Here is a 16,559-nt window from a genome sequence, read left to right as displayed (position 1 = left end):
GTGCAAAGCGTCAAAGCACGTCCCCCAAAGTGCGCTCAATCGCTTCGCAGGCGAACGCAACTTCTTCAGGACGCGTGTCAAAAGGCGGCATGACATAGACCGTCCGACCCAAAGGTCGCAGCAACAGGCCATGCTCGAGCGCAGCTACGGCGGCGCGACGTGGAAAATCCTCCGCTGCCTTGGGTAGGTCGAAAGCCACGAGGGTACCGCAGCGGCGCAGGTGAGCAGCCCCATGTTGCGCCGCAATGGGTGCCAAAGCGCGTTCGAAGGCCGCGCCGAGCGCTTCCAGCCTTTCTGGTATGCCAGGCTCTTCAAGGAGCGCCAAGGTGGCACAAGCGGCACGACAGGCAAGGGGATTTCCCGTGTAGGAATGGGAATGGAGAAATCCGCGTTCGATGCGCTCATCGAGAAAGGCCTCGAACACTTCATCGGTGGTGAGCACTACTGCCAGCGGCAAGGTACCACCGGTGATTCCCTTGGACAGGCAGAGCAGGTCAGGGCGCACGCCGGCGTGCTCGTGGGCGAACAGGCGTCCTGTTCGCCCACATCCCACTGCGATTTCGTCGAAAATCAGCAGCACGCCGTATTCGTCACACAGACGGCGCACGCAGCGCAAGAATTCCGGCGAATGCATGATCATGCCGCCAGCGCATTGCACCATGGGCTCGACGATCACCGCGGCCACCTCTTCGGCATGGGCTTGGAGGTGCGACCGTAGAGCGCAAACCGCTCGTTCGAGTGCCGGGGGGCCGAGACGGGCGTCGGGACAGGGCAGAATCGTCGCCGGGCGCAACAGGGGTTCATAGGCCTGCCGGAAGAGAGGAACGTCGGTAACGCCGAGCGCGCCGATCGTCTCTCCATGATAGCCACCGGCGAAACAAACGAAACCGGTCTTGCAGGGGAATCCTCGGTTTCTGGCGTAATGGGCTGCCATTTTCAACGCGATTTCGGTAGCGCTGGCGCCATCGGAAGCGAAGAAAGCATGCCCGAGTTGCCCTCCCGTCAGGGCACGCAGCCGTTCCGCCAGTTCGACCGCGGCAGCATGGGTGCAACCGGCAAGCAGCACGTGGTCGAGCGTATCGAGCTGTTCCTTGATCGCGGCGATGATGGGAGGATGCCGGTGACCGAAGAGCGTGGTCCACCACGAGGAAATGGCGTCGTAATAGGCCCGTCCGTCGAAACCGTACAACCAAGGGCCTTCGGCCCGGGCTACGGGCAGGAGGGGTAGAGAGTCGGGGTTGCCGGCGGGGAGATGGCGCTGCATCTGGGTACACGGGTGCCATACGGCCTCGAGGCTGCGGCGTTCCCATTGCGTTGCTTCCTGGGCGAACAAAGCGGGGGCTTCCATGAATCTCACTCCGGCTGCAAATCGAGCCGCGCAAGAAGCTCGTCGTCGTGCGCGACGTCCGGATTGCCGGCGGTGAGGAGTTTCTCCCCGTAGAAGAGGGAATTGGCCCCGGCGTAGAAGCACAGTGCCTGGAGCTCGTCGCTCATTTGGCTGCGACCGGCCGAGAGGCGCACGTAGCTCCGTGGCAGGGCCAGCCGGGCGACCGCGATCGTGCGCACGAGCTCGAACGGGTCGACGGGCGGCGCATCGGCAAGCGGCGTGCCCGGAATGGGGATGAGCTGGTTGATGGGGACCGACTCCGGCTGGGGGTCGAGACCGGCCAGGAGCGCCAACATGGAGATGCGGTCCTCGCGCGTCTCGCCCATGCCGATGATCCCGCCGCAGCAGACCTTGATGCCGACTTCGCGTACCGCCTCGAGCGTGCGCAGGCGGTCACTCAGGGTGTGCGTGGTGATCACCTTGCCGTAATGCTCCGGCGAAGTGTCCACGTTGTGGTTGTAGTAGTCGAGCCCGGCTTCCTTGAGGCGGGTAGCCTGCGGGGGCGAGAGCATGCCGAGCGTGACGCAGGTCTCCAAACCCAGCGATTTGACCGCTGCGACCGCCTCCGCCACCCGTTCTAGGTCTTTGTCCTTGGGCGCGCGCCAGGCAGCGCCCATGCAAAAACGCGTGGCACCGGCCGCCTTGGCCTGCGCTGCATGACGCACGATGGTCTGCGTATCGAGCAAAGGCTCACGCGCACGCGCGTGATGACGCGCCGACTGGGCGCAGTAGCCGCAATCTTCGGAACATCCCCCCGTCTTGATCGACAACAGGGCCGAGCGCTGGATGCGCTGGCCGGGAAAGTGGCGCCGGTGGGTGTCGTGGGCGCGATGCAGCAGCTCGAAGAAAGGGAGTTCGAACCACTCGCGCACTTGGGCTTTGTCGATCCTCCGGCCGGAAACGGTGTCACTATTTGTCACGATCTGTCCTTAACTTCTGTAAAAGGCTTTGATTTTAGCCTAACTTCCATGATTCGTACAAAAACAAATCACGCGAACTCGACCCGTCTCGAGCAAGACGAAAAACCGGAACGCGAGGAGAGATCCCTGAAAAACCACAGCGATCGGTCTGCGGGAAAGATAGGAGGGGGTAGGGTGCAACGCCGAAGCAGGCGTTCAGTCGTGCCATGAAAAAAGCCGGGCGATCCCGGCTTTTTTCATGGGTGTTGGGCGGCGATGAGATTTTGCTACGACGCCCTATCGTTGCGTCGCGTCGCTCACTCGAGCAGGCTGCGCAACATCCAGGCGTTTTTCTCGTGCACCTGCATGCGCTGCGTGAGCAGGTCGAGCGTGGGCTGGTCGTCGGCCTTTTCGGCCACGGGCAAGATCTCGCGTGCCGTGCGTACCACCGTCTCTTGGCCCTTGATGAGATAGCGGATCATGTCTTCGGCCTTGAGGCCGGGCTTGGGCTCTTTGAGCCGGGTGAGCTCGAGAAACTCGGCGTACGTGCCGGGCGCGGGATAGCCCAGGGCGCGAATGCGCTCGGCGATGTCGTCGACCGCCGTGGCAAGCTCGGTGTATTGCTGCTCGAACATCAAGTGCAAGGTGTTGAACATCGGCCCCGTCACGTTCCAATGGAAGTTGTGCGTGGCCAAATACAGCGTATAGGAATCGGCCAGGAGCTTGGCGAGTCCTTCGGCGATTTTCTTGCGGTCTTCTTCCTTGATTCCGATGTCGATGGCGGTACTGTCTTGTCCTTTGCTCATGCTTCTCTCCTCGGATGAACCTGACGCAGGTCAATATAGCGCACAACCCGCGACATTGACAAATTGCGGCAGCCGATGGTGCCGTTCGCTTCGAGTCATGGCGCCACCTCGGTCGGACGTGGTCCGTGCTGCTGCGCAGGCAGAGGGCGCGGCGCGGGGCCTACCGGGCGCACGCCGGGCAAATCCGCTTCGAAGATGGCGCGCCGCAGTACGTCGATCGCGCCGTGGCGCGGATAGGTGACACGCCAGACCAGGACGACCCGCCGATAGGGTTCGGGGGAAGTAAAAGGGCGTACCGCCAACAGCGGGTTCATGCGCGAGGCGTCGTCGGCGGCTGAGGAAGGCAGCACGGTCACGCCCAAACCGCTCGCCACCATGTAACGAATGGTCTCCAGGGAACTTCCGGCGAGCGCTTCCTGCAGCGGGGAGTGGCGCAGGCACTGCGGGCACACTTCCAACACCTGATCGCGGAAACAGTTGCCCGCCCCCAGCAGCAGCACGTTTTCCTCGGCGAGCTTGGCCGCCGGAATGCGATCGAGCTTCGTCCAAGGGTGCTCGGCCGGCATGAGGACGCGGAAAGGCTCGTCGTAGACCGGCTGCGTGACGAGCCCCGGCTCGGAGAAGGGCAGAGCGAGGATCGCGACGTCGATCTCGCCGTGCTTGAGCTGCTCGGCGAGCTTCGATGTGTAATCCTCGTGGATGATGAGCGGCATTTTGGGGGCGAACTCATGCACGAGCGGAATGAGCCGCGGCAAAAGATAAGGGCCGATGGTGAAGATGACCCCCAGCCGCAGCGGCCCTACCAAGGGATCCTTGCCCGCCTGGGCGATCTCCTCGACGCGCTGCGCCTCGCGCAGCACCCGCTCGGCCTGCTCCGCCACCAGGCGACCGATCTCGGTGAGTTTCACTTCGTTGGGATTGCGCTCGCAGAGCAGAACACCGAGATGCTGCTCCAATTTTTTGATCGCCACGGAGAGCGTCGGCTGACTCACGTGGCAGCGCTCGGCGGCGCGACCGAAATGCCGTTCCTGCGCGAGCGCGACGAGATAGCGTAAATCGGTGAGCGTCATGCTGCGTTCCCCTCGACGGCGACCGTCTTCGGCCAGTGTATCAAATCTTTTTACCATCGATGCCGGCGTTTTGTTCCCGAACGATCCCGTACAATGGGCTTTTTTCCCGCATGGAAGGAGTAGCCATGAATGGAGTCAGTCCGCGGCATCCTACCTCTGCCGGCCTGCGCCGTCGTGGCGCGGCGCTGGCGTTCGCCCTCGCCTTGGTAACGGGCATCGTCGTGCCTGCCGCCAGTGCGGCCGAACCGGCCTTGCGCCCCGTGCTCTTCGGCGGCTCCGAACGGCGTTTGCCGGATTTCGCCGACCTGGTCGAGCAGGTGACGCCGGCGGTGGTCAATATCACCGTGGTGAGTCGCTCGAGCGCGGAAGCCCTGCCGTTTCCCTTCGACGAGAACGATCCTTTCTTCGAATTCTTCCGCCGCTTCGGCATCCCGCTGCCGCAGATACCCGGCGGCCGCGGCGAAGCGCCGGTGCAGCGCGGACTCGGCTCCGGCTTCATCGTCTCGTCCGACGGCTACATCCTCACCAACGCCCATGTCGTAGGTGAGGGGGGCGAGGACGCCGAAGTCACGGTCCAACTCGCCGACGGGCGCAAATTCCCGGCCAAGATCGTCGGCGCCGATCGTCGCACCGACATCGCCGTGGTCAAGATCGACGCCAAGGGTCTGCCGACGGTGAAGTTCGGCGATCCCGAGAAGGCCCGCGTCGGCCAATGGGTGATCGCCGTGGGTTCTCCCTTCGGTTTCGAGCACACCGTCACCGCCGGCATCATCTCGGCCAAGTCGCGGCGCCTGCCCGACGAGACCTACGTCCCCTTCATCCAGACCGACGTGGCCGTCAATCCGGGCAATTCCGGCGGCCCCCTCTTCAACATGGACGGAGAGGTGATCGGCATCAACAGTCAGATCTATTCGCGCTCCGGCGGCTACATGGGCATCGCCTTCGCCATCCCCAGCGACGTGGCGCAAGAAGTGAAGGATCAGCTCATCGCACACGGGCGAGTTCAGCGGGGCAAGCTCGGCGTGGTCATCCAGGGCATGGACGAGGAACTGGCGAAGAGCTTCGGACTGGACAAACCCGAGGGTGCGCTGGTCGCGAGCGTCGAAACCGACAGCCCAGCAGGAAAAGCGGGCATCCAGCCCGGCGACGTCATCGTCGGCGTCGATGGCCAGCGAATCGTGGATTCTGCCGATTTGCCGCGCATCATCGGACGGCGCAAACCGGGCGAAACGGTGCGGGTCGAGCTCCTGCGCCAAGGAAAGCGCCTGGAGAAGAGAGTGACGCTGGCCGAACTGGAAGAGGAGACGGCTCAGGCGAGCCCGGGCAAGAAACCCTCGGGCGAACCGGCCGCAGCCGGTATCTCCGTGCGCGCCCTCACCGCTCAGGAAGCGAAAGAGCGTGGTTTGGCAGAAGGGGGGGTGATGGTAACGAGAGTGACTGGGCCAGCGGCACTCGCGGGCTTGCGCCCAGGCGACGTGATCGTGGCAGTGAACCAGCAACCGGTACGCACGCCGGAGGAATTCCGCCAAGCGGTGAACGCGGCCGGCAACCGGTTCGCCGTGCTGGTCGATCGCAATGGCATGAGACTTTTCATTGCGATCCGCCGATAGTGGGTAAAGAAGGGGCATGCCGCCCCTTCATTCGACCCGGAAGCGGCGCACCCGTTCGACGAGCTGCTGTGCCTGTGTCTGTACTTTCGTCACCGCCGAAGACAACGCATCGACCTCCGCATCCAACCGCCCAGCCTCCTGCGCGATCCCTTCGACCGAGGACGCAGCCCGTTCAGCCAGCTCTCGCTCGCCTTCGGTCACCGTCACCACCGCATCGAGACGCCGTCCGACGTCGGCCACTGCGTCACCGGCCTCGGCGAGCCGCTCGGTCACTTCGTCCGAGACGCGGCGCACCTCCTTGAGTTGTGCCTGACCAGACTCGAAGGCCGAAGAGAGCTGCTCGCTGCGCGCGACCACCGCTGCGGTGATCTCGTCGATGCGTCCAGCCGCGGCGCTCGATTTCTCGGCGAGCTTGCGTACTTCGTCGGCCACCACGGCGAAACCTCGGCCCGACTCCCCGGCGCGCGCGGCTTCGATCGCGGCGTTCAAGGCGAGCAGGTTCGTCTGATCGGCGATTTCGCGCACCTCCTGGGTGATGACGCGAATCTCGTGCGACGACCGGGAGAAAGCGTCCATCGACTCCACCAGCGAGGTCAAAGCCCGTTCGATCGCCGTAAAGGCGTCGACCAGCGCCGCCAGCCGCGCCCGGCTCGTCTCGGTCCGTTCCCGGCTCACTTGCGACTCGGCCTGGATTTCCGCGATCTCCCGCGCCACACCGATCGCCGCCTCGTGCAATCGGCCGATCAATTCCCGTACCTGCGCCACCACGGCGTTCTGCGCCTTCGCTCCGGCACGAACCGCATCGCCACTACGCACCATCTCGGCCGTTGCGTCCTCCAAGGTGACCACCGTGCGTTTCACCTCGCGCACGAGTTCCCCTACCGTCTCGAGCATGCGGTTGAACCCAGCAGCGGCCGCACCGATCTCGTCGTGACGCTCCACCGGTAGGCGGCGCGTCAGATCGCCTTCGCCCTTGGCGATCTCGTCGAGGCTGACGACGAGGTGCTCGAGCGGACGCGCCACCGAGCGGCGCACGACCCAGGCAACGACGGATCCGGCAATGAGCGCGAGGAGGATGGCGAAACCGCCCACCCAGGCGGCAAAGCGGCGGGTGGCGGCATCGGCCTCGTCGAGCGAGATGCGCATGCTCACCGCCCCCAGCACCGTGCCCTCGGGCACCTGATGACACAGAATGCAATTCTTGCCCAGATAATCAGTGGCCGCTTTGGAGGGATAGACGGCACGCAAGGCCCTGCGTCCGTCGATCTCCTCGATCGCCAAGTAGGGCTGACCGGACGCCAGCACCCGGGCCTCGATCGCATCGGGCGCTTTCTCCAGCCCTCCTTGGCCGAAGACGGCCGTCACCGCCTCGCCGCGCAGCACTTCCAGGCCACTCACTGCCGTGAGCCTGCGGATCTGGTCGAGGAAGACGTCGCGCTCCCCCACCGTGCCGGTGACCATCATCGCCGTGAGCCCGGCCATGGTCATCTCATTGATCGAAGCGGCGAAGCGCTCGGCCTGGTCGCGCGCCATGGTGCGCGAAGCGGCCATGCTCCAGGCGACCATCACCGCAAGGCCCGCCACCAGCACGATCCCGATCGCGGCGATCAGGCGCCGCGCCACCGAATGTCTCTTTTCCATCGTCCACCGCTCCCTCCCTGCCACGCCACCGTCGCCACGGGACTTGGGCCTCAGGATGCAGAATAGCGCAAGACGGGGCAAGCAAACCGCCGAACAGACGGTGAAAATTCCTTCAGTTCCACCCCAATGAGCCGATAATGTTTCCTTACGATCCACGCCTCGGAAGGAGGCCACGATGAAGCCCAAGATCACGCCGACGAGCGTAGAGGTCCATTTTGCGCCCGACGAAATCATCGTCAGCAAGACCGACCTCAAAGGCCGAATCACCTACGCCAACCGCGTCTTCATGCGGGTGGCCGACTATGCCGAAGACGACCTGCTGGGCGTACAGCACAACATCGTACGCCACCCCGACATGCCCCGCGGCGCCTTCAAGCACCTGTGGGATACGATCCAGCGCGGCGAGGAATGGTTCGGCTTCGTCAAGAACATGACCTCGAAGGGACACTACTACTGGGTGTTCGCCAACGTGACGCCGGATCTCTATCAGGGCGAGCCCTTGGGTTATTTTTCCGTGCGACGGCAGGCACCGCACAGCGCGATCGAGGCGATCGTGCCGATCTACGCCGAGATGCTGCGCATCGAGCGAGAGGCCGGTCCGGCCAAGGCGTGTGAAGCCTCTCTCGCCTGGCTGAGCCAGACTTTGGACGAACTCGGCACGACCTATGAAAATTTCGTCCTGGATCTTTTCTTCGGTCGACACATGGGCAAAGGAACACGGTCATGAGCACGAAAACAGACGCTCTTTTTGCGCCGACCAGCGAGGTCAGTCGCACGATTCCCTTCCTGCGCCAGCGGCTGCTCTATACGGCCATTGCCTTCGTCGTCGCCGTTTGGCTCTTTGCCGCCTATTCACTCTGGCAGCATGGCCCCACCCCTCCGAACGTGATCGTGCCTCTGCTATCGATGGCATTCGCCTGGTTTGCCTATCGTTGGACGGCCACGCCGCTGCTTGCCCTGGCACGGATGTCAGAAGTGATTTCACTGGCCAAACAGGGGCGGCTCAGCGCGCGCATCACGGGAACGAAAGGGCTGGGAGAAATCGGCAAGGTGGCCTGGGAGCTCAACGATCTCCTGGATTTCATCGAAGCCTATTTCAAGGACGTCAATACGTGTTTCCAGCGGGCTTCCCAAGAGGATTTCCATCGCCATGCCTTCACCGACGGCATGCCCAGCGAACTGAAGAGATCGATGGAATCGATCAACCATGCCCTTGCGAAGATGCAGGAAGCGGCCGATTTCGCCGCCAAGAACCGCCTCAACAGTGCCCTGCATCAGATCAACGTCGACAATCTGCTGCGCAACCTTGCCGGTAACCAATCCGACCTCATGGAAGTGAGCGGACGCATGGACGAAGCCGAAAAACTCGCCCTGCATAATCAACAAGGCGCTTCGGAGAGCCTGGCGACGGCGCGTCAGCTCGCTCAGGCCTTGAGCACGATCGATCACAACATGGCGGCAATGGCCGAAACCGCCGGCTCGCTCGAAGGAGCAAGTCAATCGATCGGTCGCACGGTGCAGATCATCTCCGAGATCACCGAGCAGACGAACCTGCTCGCCTTGAACGCCGCGATCGAAGCCGCGCGCGCCGGCGAAGTCGGGCGCGGCTTTGCCGTGGTGGCCGACGAAGTACGCAAGCTCGCCGAACGCACGCGGGTCGCCACCGATGAGATCGGCGGCGTGGTCGACGATCTGCGTGCACGGGTCGGAACGATGGTGCAGCAGACCCGTGCCATGAGCGAAGAAGCGAAGACCGTCAGCGACCAAGTCGAAGGATTCGAGCACCGCTTCGAGGCGGTCGCCCAATCGGCCGAAGCGACAATCTCGGCGCTCGAGCAGGCCAAAGACTTGGCTTTTGCCTCACTGGTGAAGCTCGATCACATCATCTACATGCAGCGCGGCTACGTCGCCGCCGAGCGCAGCGGCGAAGGCGACGAAGCCAAAACCGTGCAAGTCGATCACACGGAATGCCGCTTGGGCAAATGGTACTACGAAGGGTATGGCAAAGCACATTTCTCCGCCACCCCTGCCTATCGGGCCCTCGAAGAGCCTCATCGACGAGTTCACTCGGGCGTGCGTGCTGCCACCGAACTGGCGCGACAGAACTGGCTGCGCGATGCCAAAATTTTGGATAGTATCATCGAGAACATGCGCAACGCCGAGTCGGCCAGTCAGGAGGTCATCCGCCTCATCGGCGAGATGGTGCGGCAGAAATATGGCGGATTCTCCTCTCCCAGAGCCGCCAAGGGGGCGCCGAGTCGAAAGGCGGAAGCGGCATGAAAGGGATTTTCCTCGCCATTCCCAGGGACATCGTCTATACTAAAACGACATTACTCTGTGTAAGGAGAAGGCCCATGAAGAAACTGCCCAAGATCCTGCTCTTTGCCACCGCGATGGGGCTTGCCGGCGCTGCCGCCGCTCAAGCTCTCAAACCGGAAGACAAAGTGAAGTTCCGCCAGGCCGCCTATAACTTCATGGCCTGGAACATGGAGAAGATCAAGGCGCAGGTGGTCGACGGCAGCGCCCCCTTCGATCAGGCCCAGGTGGCGGCAGCGGCCAACGCCATCGCCGCGGCCGCCAATTCAGGCATGGGTGCACTCTACAGCCCCGACACGGTGGGCGTCGTCGGTTTCCACAAGAGCCGACTGAAAAAGGAATTCTTCGAGCAACCCGACCAAGTGCGTGAGATCGCGATCAATTTCACCGAACAGGCAAACAAGCTCGCCGAAATCGCCGCGATGGGCGACAAAGCCGAAATCGCCCAGCAATTCGGCGAAGTGGGCAAAGCCTGCAAGGCCTGCCACGACAAGTTCCGCATGAAGGATTGAATCTTCACCAATCCATCCCCGGCGTCGGCGCCACGGGCGCGGGCGCCGGGATCCAGGCGCCGCTCGCCAGGTACACCACGGCGAGCGCCACCGCCACGGTGAGCGCGAGGCGCAGCAGGTAGCTCACGTTGCCCCATTGCACGCGGGGTACCTCCGCCAACCCTTCCGGCAAGGGACGATAGCCGGTGATCATGGGGCGCACCAGGTCCTCCTTCTTCACCACGGCATAGAAGACGATGGCGCCCACGTGCAGCAGCACGATCAGCCACAGCAACGGCTCGAGCATCCGGTGCCAGTGCGTGATGCGGATCTGCCAATAGGAATCGACGAGCGTCGCCAGAGGTCCACGGAAAGCGATTTCGTCGTAGGTGAAAAGCCCCAAGACCGCTTGCAGGCCGAAGAGCCCGAGGAGCGCCAGCACCGAGAGCGCCCCCAAGGGATTGTGCCCCACGCCATGCCATTGCCCGCGCACATAGGCGAAGATCTCGCGGGGTCCGCGCACGAAGGCGCAGAAACGCGCCGTCTGCGGCCCGACGAAGCCCCACTGCAGCCGCCAGACGATGAGCCCCAATACCGCCAGCCCGAAGCCCTGGTGCCAGCGCATGGCGTTGCCGCCGATCTTGACCGAGACGACCGCGCCGACCACGCAGGCGACCAGGGACCAGTGAAAGAGCCGCAGCGCCGGATCCCAGACGGGGATGTCGCGGTTTTCATGTGCCATCGTCTTCTCCTCACTTGCACGGAATACGCTCGTTCACTTCAGTAAAGCATCTTTGCGGCGGGAAAGCACCCTCTCGAGCGCCTCGCACGTCGCCCCGCTTGCCCGCCGTCGCAGGGATTCCACGGTTCCCTGGTGGACCAGTCGACCGCCTTCGTCCCCGCCACCGGGGCCGAGGTCGATGAGCCAATCGGCTTCGAGCCACACGTCCGGGTCGTGTTCGATGACCACCACCGTGTGGCCGTTCTCCACCAGGCGGTGCAACACGTGCAGCAGCTTTTCGATGTCGGCAAGATGGAGCCCCACGGTGGGTTCGTCGAGCAGATAGAGGGTGGGCGTGTTCGCCGGCCGCGAGAGCTCGGCGACCAGCTTGAGCCGCTGCGCCTCCCCGCCGGAGAGGGTCGGGCTGGGCTGCCCCAGGCGCAAATAGCCCAGGCCGACTTCTTCCATCCAGCGAAGCGGCCGCGCGATCGCGGGATGGGCGGCGAAGAATTCCGCCGCCTGTGCCACCGTCATCGTCAGCACGTCGGCGATACTCATCCCGCGCCAGCGCACCTGCAGGGTCTCGGCGCGGTAGCGGCTACCGCCACAGGCCTCGCACGGTTCGCGCACGTCGGGCAGGAAGGCCATTTCCACCGTGATCATGCCCTGCCCCTCGCACACCGGGCAGCGGCCCTCGCCGGTATTGAAGGAGAACCACGCCGGGGCCCAGCCGCGGGTCCGCGCATCCTGCGTCTCGGCGAACAGCCGACGGATGGGATCGAACACCTTGAGGTAGGTGGCCGGGCAGGAGCGGGGGGTCTTGCCGATAGGCGTCTGGTCGACTTCGAGGAGCCGCGTGAGCGCTTCGCCGCCTTCGAGGCGTTCGCAGCCGACGGGTCGGCCCTGGCGCAGGCTCTCGGCGAGCACCTCGCGTACCAGGGTCGATTTGCCCGAGCCGGACACGCCGGTGACCACGATGAGGCGCGCGAGCGGCAGACGCACATCGATGCCCTGCAGGTTGTGGCGGCGTGCCCCGCGCACCCACAGGCTCGCCGTGTCGTCGGCGACGGGTCGCGGCAGTGCGAGCCGGTGCGCGATGGGCGTGCGCAGCATCTTGCCGGTGAGCGAACGCGGCGAGGCGAGAATGACCGGCAGCGGCCCTCGAGCCACTACTTCACCGCCGTGTTCGCCCGCGCCGGGGCCGAGGTCGATCACCTCGTCGGCGCTGCGGATCATCGCCTCGTCGTGTTCGACCACCAGCACGGTATTGCCGCGGCGCTGCAGTCGGCGCAGCATGGCGATGAGGCGTTCGTCGTCGCGCGGGTGCAAACCGATGGTGGGTTCGTCGAGCACGTAGCACACGCCGCGCAGGGTCGAGCCGAGTTGGGCGGCGAGCCGGATGCGCTGCGCTTCGCCCCCCGAGAGCGTGGGCGCGGCACGCTCGAGCGTGAGGTAACCCAGCCCTGCTTCGCACAGGAAGGCGAGGCGCTGCGCGATCTGCGGCAAGACTTCGGCGGCGATGCGCCGGCTGCGTTCGTCCCACTGCGCGACGGCCGTATCGAACCACGGCGCCAGGCGCGCGAGCGGCAGGCGCGACAGCTCCGGCAGGCTCGTCCCCTGTAGCCGCACGGCGCGGGCGTAGGCGTTGAGCCGGCTGCCGCCGCACTCGGGACAAGTCTGCGCTGTGACGAGACGGCCCTCGACCTCGCACTCCGCATCCAAGGACAGCGGCCGGCCATCGCGCAGCGTCGCGCTTTCGCCCAGGAGTTTCCGGCCGGTGCCGAGGCAAGCCGGGCACCACCCCAAGGGCGAATGCTGCGAGAAGAGGCGTGGATCGAGGGGCGGAGCGCCCTGGCCGCAAGAGGGGCAGACGTGGGCGCCGGCGAAGAGGTGCCAATGCCCCTGCCCGTCGCGCACTTTCACGCCTTCACCCGCTTCCAGCGCCTGCTGCACGGCCCGCTGTAAGGCGTCCCCATCGGCGGATTCGAGCCGGGCGATCGGCAGGTCGATGTCGTGTTCGCGGTAGCGGTCGAGCTTGGGCCAGGGATCGGTGGGCACTTCCTCGCCGTCGACGAGCAGTGTCGTCACGCCCCGTCGTGCCGCCCAGGCAGCCAATTCTTTATAGATCCCCTTGCGGCGCCGTACGAGGGGCGCGTAGAGGGAAAGCGGCGGGGGCAGGTGCGCCAAGCGCTGTGCCAAGGATCCGGCGGCGAGCGACTCGAGCGGCACGTCACAGGAAGGGCAATGGGGCGTGCCGAGGCGGGCATAGAGGAGCCGCAGAAAAGGGGCGATCTCGGTGAGCGTGCCCACCGTGCTCTTGTAGCCGCCGCGGCTGGTACGCTGTTCGATGGCCACGGTGGGCGACAACCCTTGGATGCGACCCACCGCGGGGGGTGGGGGCGGCTGCACGAACTGGCGCGCGTAGGCATCGAGCGCGGTGAGATAGCGCCGCTGCCCTTCGGCGAAGACGATGTCGAAGGCGAGCGTGGATTTGCCCGAACCGGACACACCCGTGACCACGGTGAGCCGCTCTCGCGCGATCGTCACGTCGAGGTGTTTGAGGTTGTGTTCGTGCGCATCGAAGATCTCGATCGCGCGCGGTGGCGCGGGACCGTACAAAGGGGTCGGCTCGGCGGCAAGGGGCAGGGGCGGGGCGATGAAGACGCCAGTGCGCTCGCGCAAAGCCCGGCCGGTGGCGGTCTCGGCCGTGGCGAGCCGGGGCGGGGGGCCTTCGAAGACGATGCGACCGCCTTTTTCCCCTCCTTCGGGGCCCAGTTCGATCACCCAATCCGCGGCGGCGATCACGTCAAGGTGATGTTCGACCACCACCACTGCCTCGCCCTGTTCGACCAGTTCCTCGAGCACGCGCAGCAGTCGCGCCACCTCGTGTTGGTGCAGCCCCGTGGTGGGTTCGTCGAGCACGTAGAGCGTCTTGCCGCCGCGGCGACGTTCGGCGAGCCGCGCGGCGAGCTTGAGGCGCTGGGCTTCGCCACCGGAGAGCGTCGGCGTGGGCTGCCCCAGCCGCAGATAGCCTAGCCCGAGCGCGACGAGCGGCTGCAGGCGCACCATGGCCGCCTTGGCCCCGGGCAAGCGGGAAAGCAGCGCCAGCGCCTCGTCCACCGTGAGCCCCAGCCATTCGGCGGCGTTCTTGCCGGCGAGCCGCACGCGCAAGACCTCGTCCCGGAAGCGCCGGCCGTCGCACACCGGGCAGCGCAGGTAGACGTCGGCAAGGAACTGCATCTCGACGTGTTCGAACCCCGAACCGCCGCAGGCGGGACAGCGCCCCTCGCCCGCGTTGAAGCTGAAGCTGCCGGCGGTGAAGCCGTGGGCGGCGGCTTCGGGCTGGGCGGCGAAGGCGCGGCGCAGCTCGTCCCAGGCACCGGTCACCGTCACCGGCATGGAGCGCGCGCTCTTGGCGAGCGGCGTCTGGTCGACCCAGACGAGATCGGCGAGCGCCTGCGCTCCTTCGAGCGCATCGTACGGTCCCGGGGCCTCGGCCTCGCGCCCGAGCGCCCGGGCGAGCGCCGGTACGAGCACGTTTTCGACCAAGGTGGATTTGCCCGAACCGGAGACCCCGGCGATCACCGTCAACCCCGAGAGGGGCAGCGCCAGGTCGATGCTTTTCAGGTTGTGCTCGCGCGCCCCGTAGAGTCGCAGCCAAGGACTTTCGCCCACCTCGCGCGGGGTTCGCTCCGCCTGCACCCGCAAGCGACCGCCGAGATAGGCGCCGGTGAGAGAGGCCGGATGCGCGGCGACGGCGGCAGGAGGTCCTGCAACCACCAGGCGCCCCCCTTGGGCCCCGGCGCCCGGCCCGAGGTCGATCACCCAATCGGCCGCGGCGATCACCTGCGGATCGTGCTCGATCACCACCACCGTGTTGCCCAGATCCACCAGCCGGCGGATCGCCCCGATGAGCCGCGCCACGTCGCGGGCGTGCAGTCCGGCGGTCGGCTCTTCCAGCACGAAGAGCGTCTCCACCAGCGAGGTGCCGAGCGCCGTGGTCAAATGGATGCGCTGCAATTCCCCACCCGAGAGGGTACGCGAGGCGCGATCGAGGGTGAGGTACCCCAGGCCGACCTCGCACAGATAGCTCAGGCGGGTCTCGATTTCCTCGAACACCTGCCGCAGGGTCTTGCCCTGGATGCCGGCCGCGCAGCGGCGCACGAAGGCGGCCGCCTCCTCGACCGGCAGGGCGAAGAGCTCGGGCAGGTCGTGACCGGGAAGGCGTCCGGGTGACGGCGTCTCGTCGGCGGCGGTCAAACGCCAGGCGAGCGCCTCCGGCTTGAGGCGTGCGCCGTGGCAGTCGGGGCAGACGGTGTAGCTGCGGTAGCGCGACAACAGCACCCGCACGTGCATCTTGTAGGCCTTGGATTCGAGCCACTCGAAGTAGCGGCGCACGCCGTACCAATGCCGCGGCCAGCTCGTTTCCCAATCGACCCAGTCGGGATCGCCTTCGAGCACCCAGCGCCGCTCCGCCTCGCTCAATTCGCGCCAGGGCACGTCCAGGCGCACGCCGGCGGCCGGAGCGAGCATCTCCAGTTCCTGCTGGCATTGCGCCGAGAATCCTCCCTGCCAGGGCCGGATCGCCCCTCGGCGCAGGGAAAGCGACGGGTCCGGGATCACCTTGTCCCAATCGATGCCGATCACCCGCCCAAAACCACGGCAGGTCGAACAGGCACCCACCGGTGAATTGAAGGAGAAGAGGCCCGGCGAGGGATCGGAAAAAGTCCGATCGCAAGCCCCGCAGTAGCGCTCGCGGCGGTATTCCCGTGCGGGAATCCGCTCGCAAAAAGGGGGCTCACCCGTCTCCGCCGGCTCACCCAGCCGATTTCGCAGTTCGTCCCAGTCGGCCACCGCCAGACGCCCCTGTCCCTGGGCGAAAGCCGCTTCCAGCGCCTCGGCGAGCCGCCGTTCCTCGACCGAGTCGAGGCGAAATCGATCCTGCACCACCCACCACCACCAGCGTCCGTCCCCGGCGGGCGTGCGGGCGACGACGCGCGCGTAGCCTTGGGCCGCGAGCCCGGCGCGTACCGTCTCGGCGGGCAGGCGTTCGGGCACCGGCAAGGGGAAGAGCACGGCAAGCCGCGCGGCCGGGGCAAAACGTCGCCGCAGGTCTGCAGCCACCGTCTCCGGCGTGTGGGGTACGATCTCCTCGCCGCAGCCGGGACAGAAGAGGCGTGCGGCGCGCGCATAGAGCCATTTGGCGTGATCGGCGATCTCGGTGAGCGTACCCACCGTCGAGCGCGAAGTGCGCACGCTGGTGCCGCCTTCGATGGCAATCGCCGGCAGCACCCCCTCGACCTCGTCGACCTCGGGCGCGTCCAGGCGCTCGAAGAACTGACGCGCATAGGGCGAGAAGGTCTCGACGTAGCGGCGCTGCCCCTCGGCATAGAGCGTCTCGATCACGAGCGATGATTTCCCCGCGCCCGAGACGCCGGTCACGGCGATGAACCGCCCCGTGGGCAGCTCGACGTCGAGGTTCTTCAGGTTGTGCTGGCGCGCGCCGCGGATGCGGATACAGGAGGCAGTGGATCTTCCCTCGTTTTCGTGCATGGGTCCCCGTGCGTTGCGGCCGACGAACCCGTCGGCGATTCCTGCGATCATAGCAAGTACGCCGC

Annotated in this window: 11 protein-coding genes; 4 read left to right on the top strand and 7 right to left on the bottom strand. The window is 65.7% G+C overall.

What is annotated here, in order from left to right:
- Positions 1-10 precede the first annotated feature (10 nt).
- The 4 genes from EPD81_RS03950 to EPD81_RS03935 all read right to left on the bottom strand — a co-directional run bounded on the left by EPD81_RS03950 (position 11) and on the right by EPD81_RS03935 (position 4,162).
- Positions 11-1,348, bottom strand: coding sequence for an adenosylmethionine--8-amino-7-oxononanoate transaminase (locus tag EPD81_RS03950; protein ID WP_142804080.1), 1,338 nt, complete (start codon positions 1,346-1,348; stop codon positions 11-13).
- Between the two features lie 5 nt (positions 1,349-1,353).
- Positions 1,354-2,307 carry a biotin synthase BioB gene (bioB, locus tag EPD81_RS03945; protein ID WP_221929202.1) on the bottom strand — a complete coding sequence of 318 codons (954 nt, stop codon included), beginning with the start codon at positions 2,305-2,307 and terminating at the stop codon, positions 1,354-1,356.
- A 296-nt stretch (positions 2,308-2,603) separates the two neighbouring features.
- Positions 2,604-3,092: a Dps family protein gene (locus EPD81_RS03940; RefSeq protein ID WP_142804078.1), complete on the bottom strand. Its 489-nt coding sequence runs from the start codon at positions 3,090-3,092 to the stop codon at positions 2,604-2,606.
- Positions 3,093-3,187: 95 nt separating this feature from the next.
- Positions 3,188-4,162, bottom strand: a complete 975-nt coding sequence (locus EPD81_RS03935) for a LysR substrate-binding domain-containing protein (protein WP_142804077.1) — start codon at positions 4,160-4,162, stop codon at positions 3,188-3,190.
- 125 nt (positions 4,163-4,287) lie between these two features.
- Between EPD81_RS03935 and EPD81_RS03930 the strand changes: the two genes are divergently transcribed.
- The gene (locus EPD81_RS03930; protein ID WP_185955345.1) at positions 4,288-5,772 is read left to right on the top strand and encodes a DegQ family serine endoprotease; all 1,485 of its coding nucleotides are present in this window, start codon (positions 4,288-4,290) and stop codon (positions 5,770-5,772) included.
- A gap of 27 nt (positions 5,773-5,799) precedes the next feature.
- Here EPD81_RS03930 and EPD81_RS03925 read toward each other — a convergent pair whose 3' ends face one another.
- Positions 5,800-7,413, bottom strand: a complete 1,614-nt coding sequence (locus EPD81_RS03925) for a methyl-accepting chemotaxis protein (protein WP_142804076.1) — start codon at positions 7,411-7,413, stop codon at positions 5,800-5,802.
- Positions 7,414-7,588: 175 nt separating this feature from the next.
- Between EPD81_RS03925 and EPD81_RS03920 the strand changes: the two genes are divergently transcribed.
- The 3 genes from EPD81_RS03920 to EPD81_RS03910 all read left to right on the top strand — a co-directional run bounded on the left by EPD81_RS03920 (position 7,589) and on the right by EPD81_RS03910 (position 10,241).
- Complete coding sequence (locus tag EPD81_RS03920; RefSeq protein ID WP_142804075.1) at positions 7,589-8,140, top strand: PAS domain-containing protein; 552 nt, start codon at positions 7,589-7,591, stop codon at positions 8,138-8,140.
- The gene (locus EPD81_RS03915; protein ID WP_142804074.1) at positions 8,137-9,693 is read left to right on the top strand and encodes a methyl-accepting chemotaxis protein; all 1,557 of its coding nucleotides are present in this window, start codon (positions 8,137-8,139) and stop codon (positions 9,691-9,693) included. Before EPD81_RS03920 ends, EPD81_RS03915 begins: the two co-directional genes overlap by 4 nt.
- Before the next feature lie 74 nt (positions 9,694-9,767).
- Positions 9,768-10,241, top strand: coding sequence for a cytochrome c (locus tag EPD81_RS03910; RefSeq protein ID WP_142804073.1), 474 nt, complete (start codon positions 9,768-9,770; stop codon positions 10,239-10,241).
- A gap of 4 nt (positions 10,242-10,245) precedes the next feature.
- On the opposite strand, the gene EPD81_RS03905 is transcribed toward EPD81_RS03910, so the two are convergent.
- Together EPD81_RS03905 and uvrA are read right to left on the bottom strand one after the other, a co-directional pair.
- Positions 10,246-10,962, bottom strand: coding sequence for a cytochrome b/b6 domain-containing protein (locus tag EPD81_RS03905; RefSeq protein ID WP_142804072.1), 717 nt, complete (start codon positions 10,960-10,962; stop codon positions 10,246-10,248).
- A gap of 33 nt (positions 10,963-10,995) precedes the next feature.
- Entirely contained in the window at positions 10,996-16,494 is a 5,499-nt protein-coding gene (gene uvrA / locus EPD81_RS03900) for an excinuclease ABC subunit UvrA (protein WP_142804277.1), read from the bottom strand.
- Between the last annotated feature and the right edge of the window lie 65 nt (positions 16,495-16,559).

It is taken from the genome of Tepidiphilus sp. J10 (genome assembly GCF_006980785.1).
GTDB classification, from domain to species: domain Bacteria; phylum Pseudomonadota; class Gammaproteobacteria; order Burkholderiales; family Rhodocyclaceae; genus Tepidiphilus; species Tepidiphilus olei.
This window is presented reverse-complemented; position numbering and strand designations above follow the sequence as displayed.

Coding starts and splice junctions, on each gene's coding strand:
- EPD81_RS03950 (WP_142804080.1), bottom strand. CDS start 1,348: ATGGAAGCCCCCGCTTTGTTCGCCCAGGAAGCAACGCAATGGGAACGC.
- EPD81_RS03940 (WP_142804078.1), bottom strand. CDS start 3,092: ATGAGCAAAGGACAAGACAGTACCGCCATCGACATCGGAATCAAGGAA.
- EPD81_RS03935 (WP_142804077.1), bottom strand. CDS start 4,162: ATGACGCTCACCGATTTACGCTATCTCGTCGCGCTCGCGCAGGAACGG.
- EPD81_RS03930 (WP_185955345.1), top strand. CDS start 4,288: ATGAATGGAGTCAGTCCGCGGCATCCTACCTCTGCCGGCCTGCGCCGT.
- EPD81_RS03925 (WP_142804076.1), bottom strand. CDS start 7,413: ATGGAAAAGAGACATTCGGTGGCGCGGCGCCTGATCGCCGCGATCGGG.
- EPD81_RS03920 (WP_142804075.1), top strand. CDS start 7,589: ATGAAGCCCAAGATCACGCCGACGAGCGTAGAGGTCCATTTTGCGCCC.
- EPD81_RS03915 (WP_142804074.1), top strand. CDS start 8,137: ATGAGCACGAAAACAGACGCTCTTTTTGCGCCGACCAGCGAGGTCAGT.
- EPD81_RS03910 (WP_142804073.1), top strand. CDS start 9,768: ATGAAGAAACTGCCCAAGATCCTGCTCTTTGCCACCGCGATGGGGCTT.
- EPD81_RS03905 (WP_142804072.1), bottom strand. CDS start 10,962: ATGGCACATGAAAACCGCGACATCCCCGTCTGGGATCCGGCGCTGCGG.
- uvrA (WP_142804277.1), bottom strand. CDS start 16,494: ATGCACGAAAACGAGGGAAGATCCACTGCCTCCTGTATCCGCATCCGC.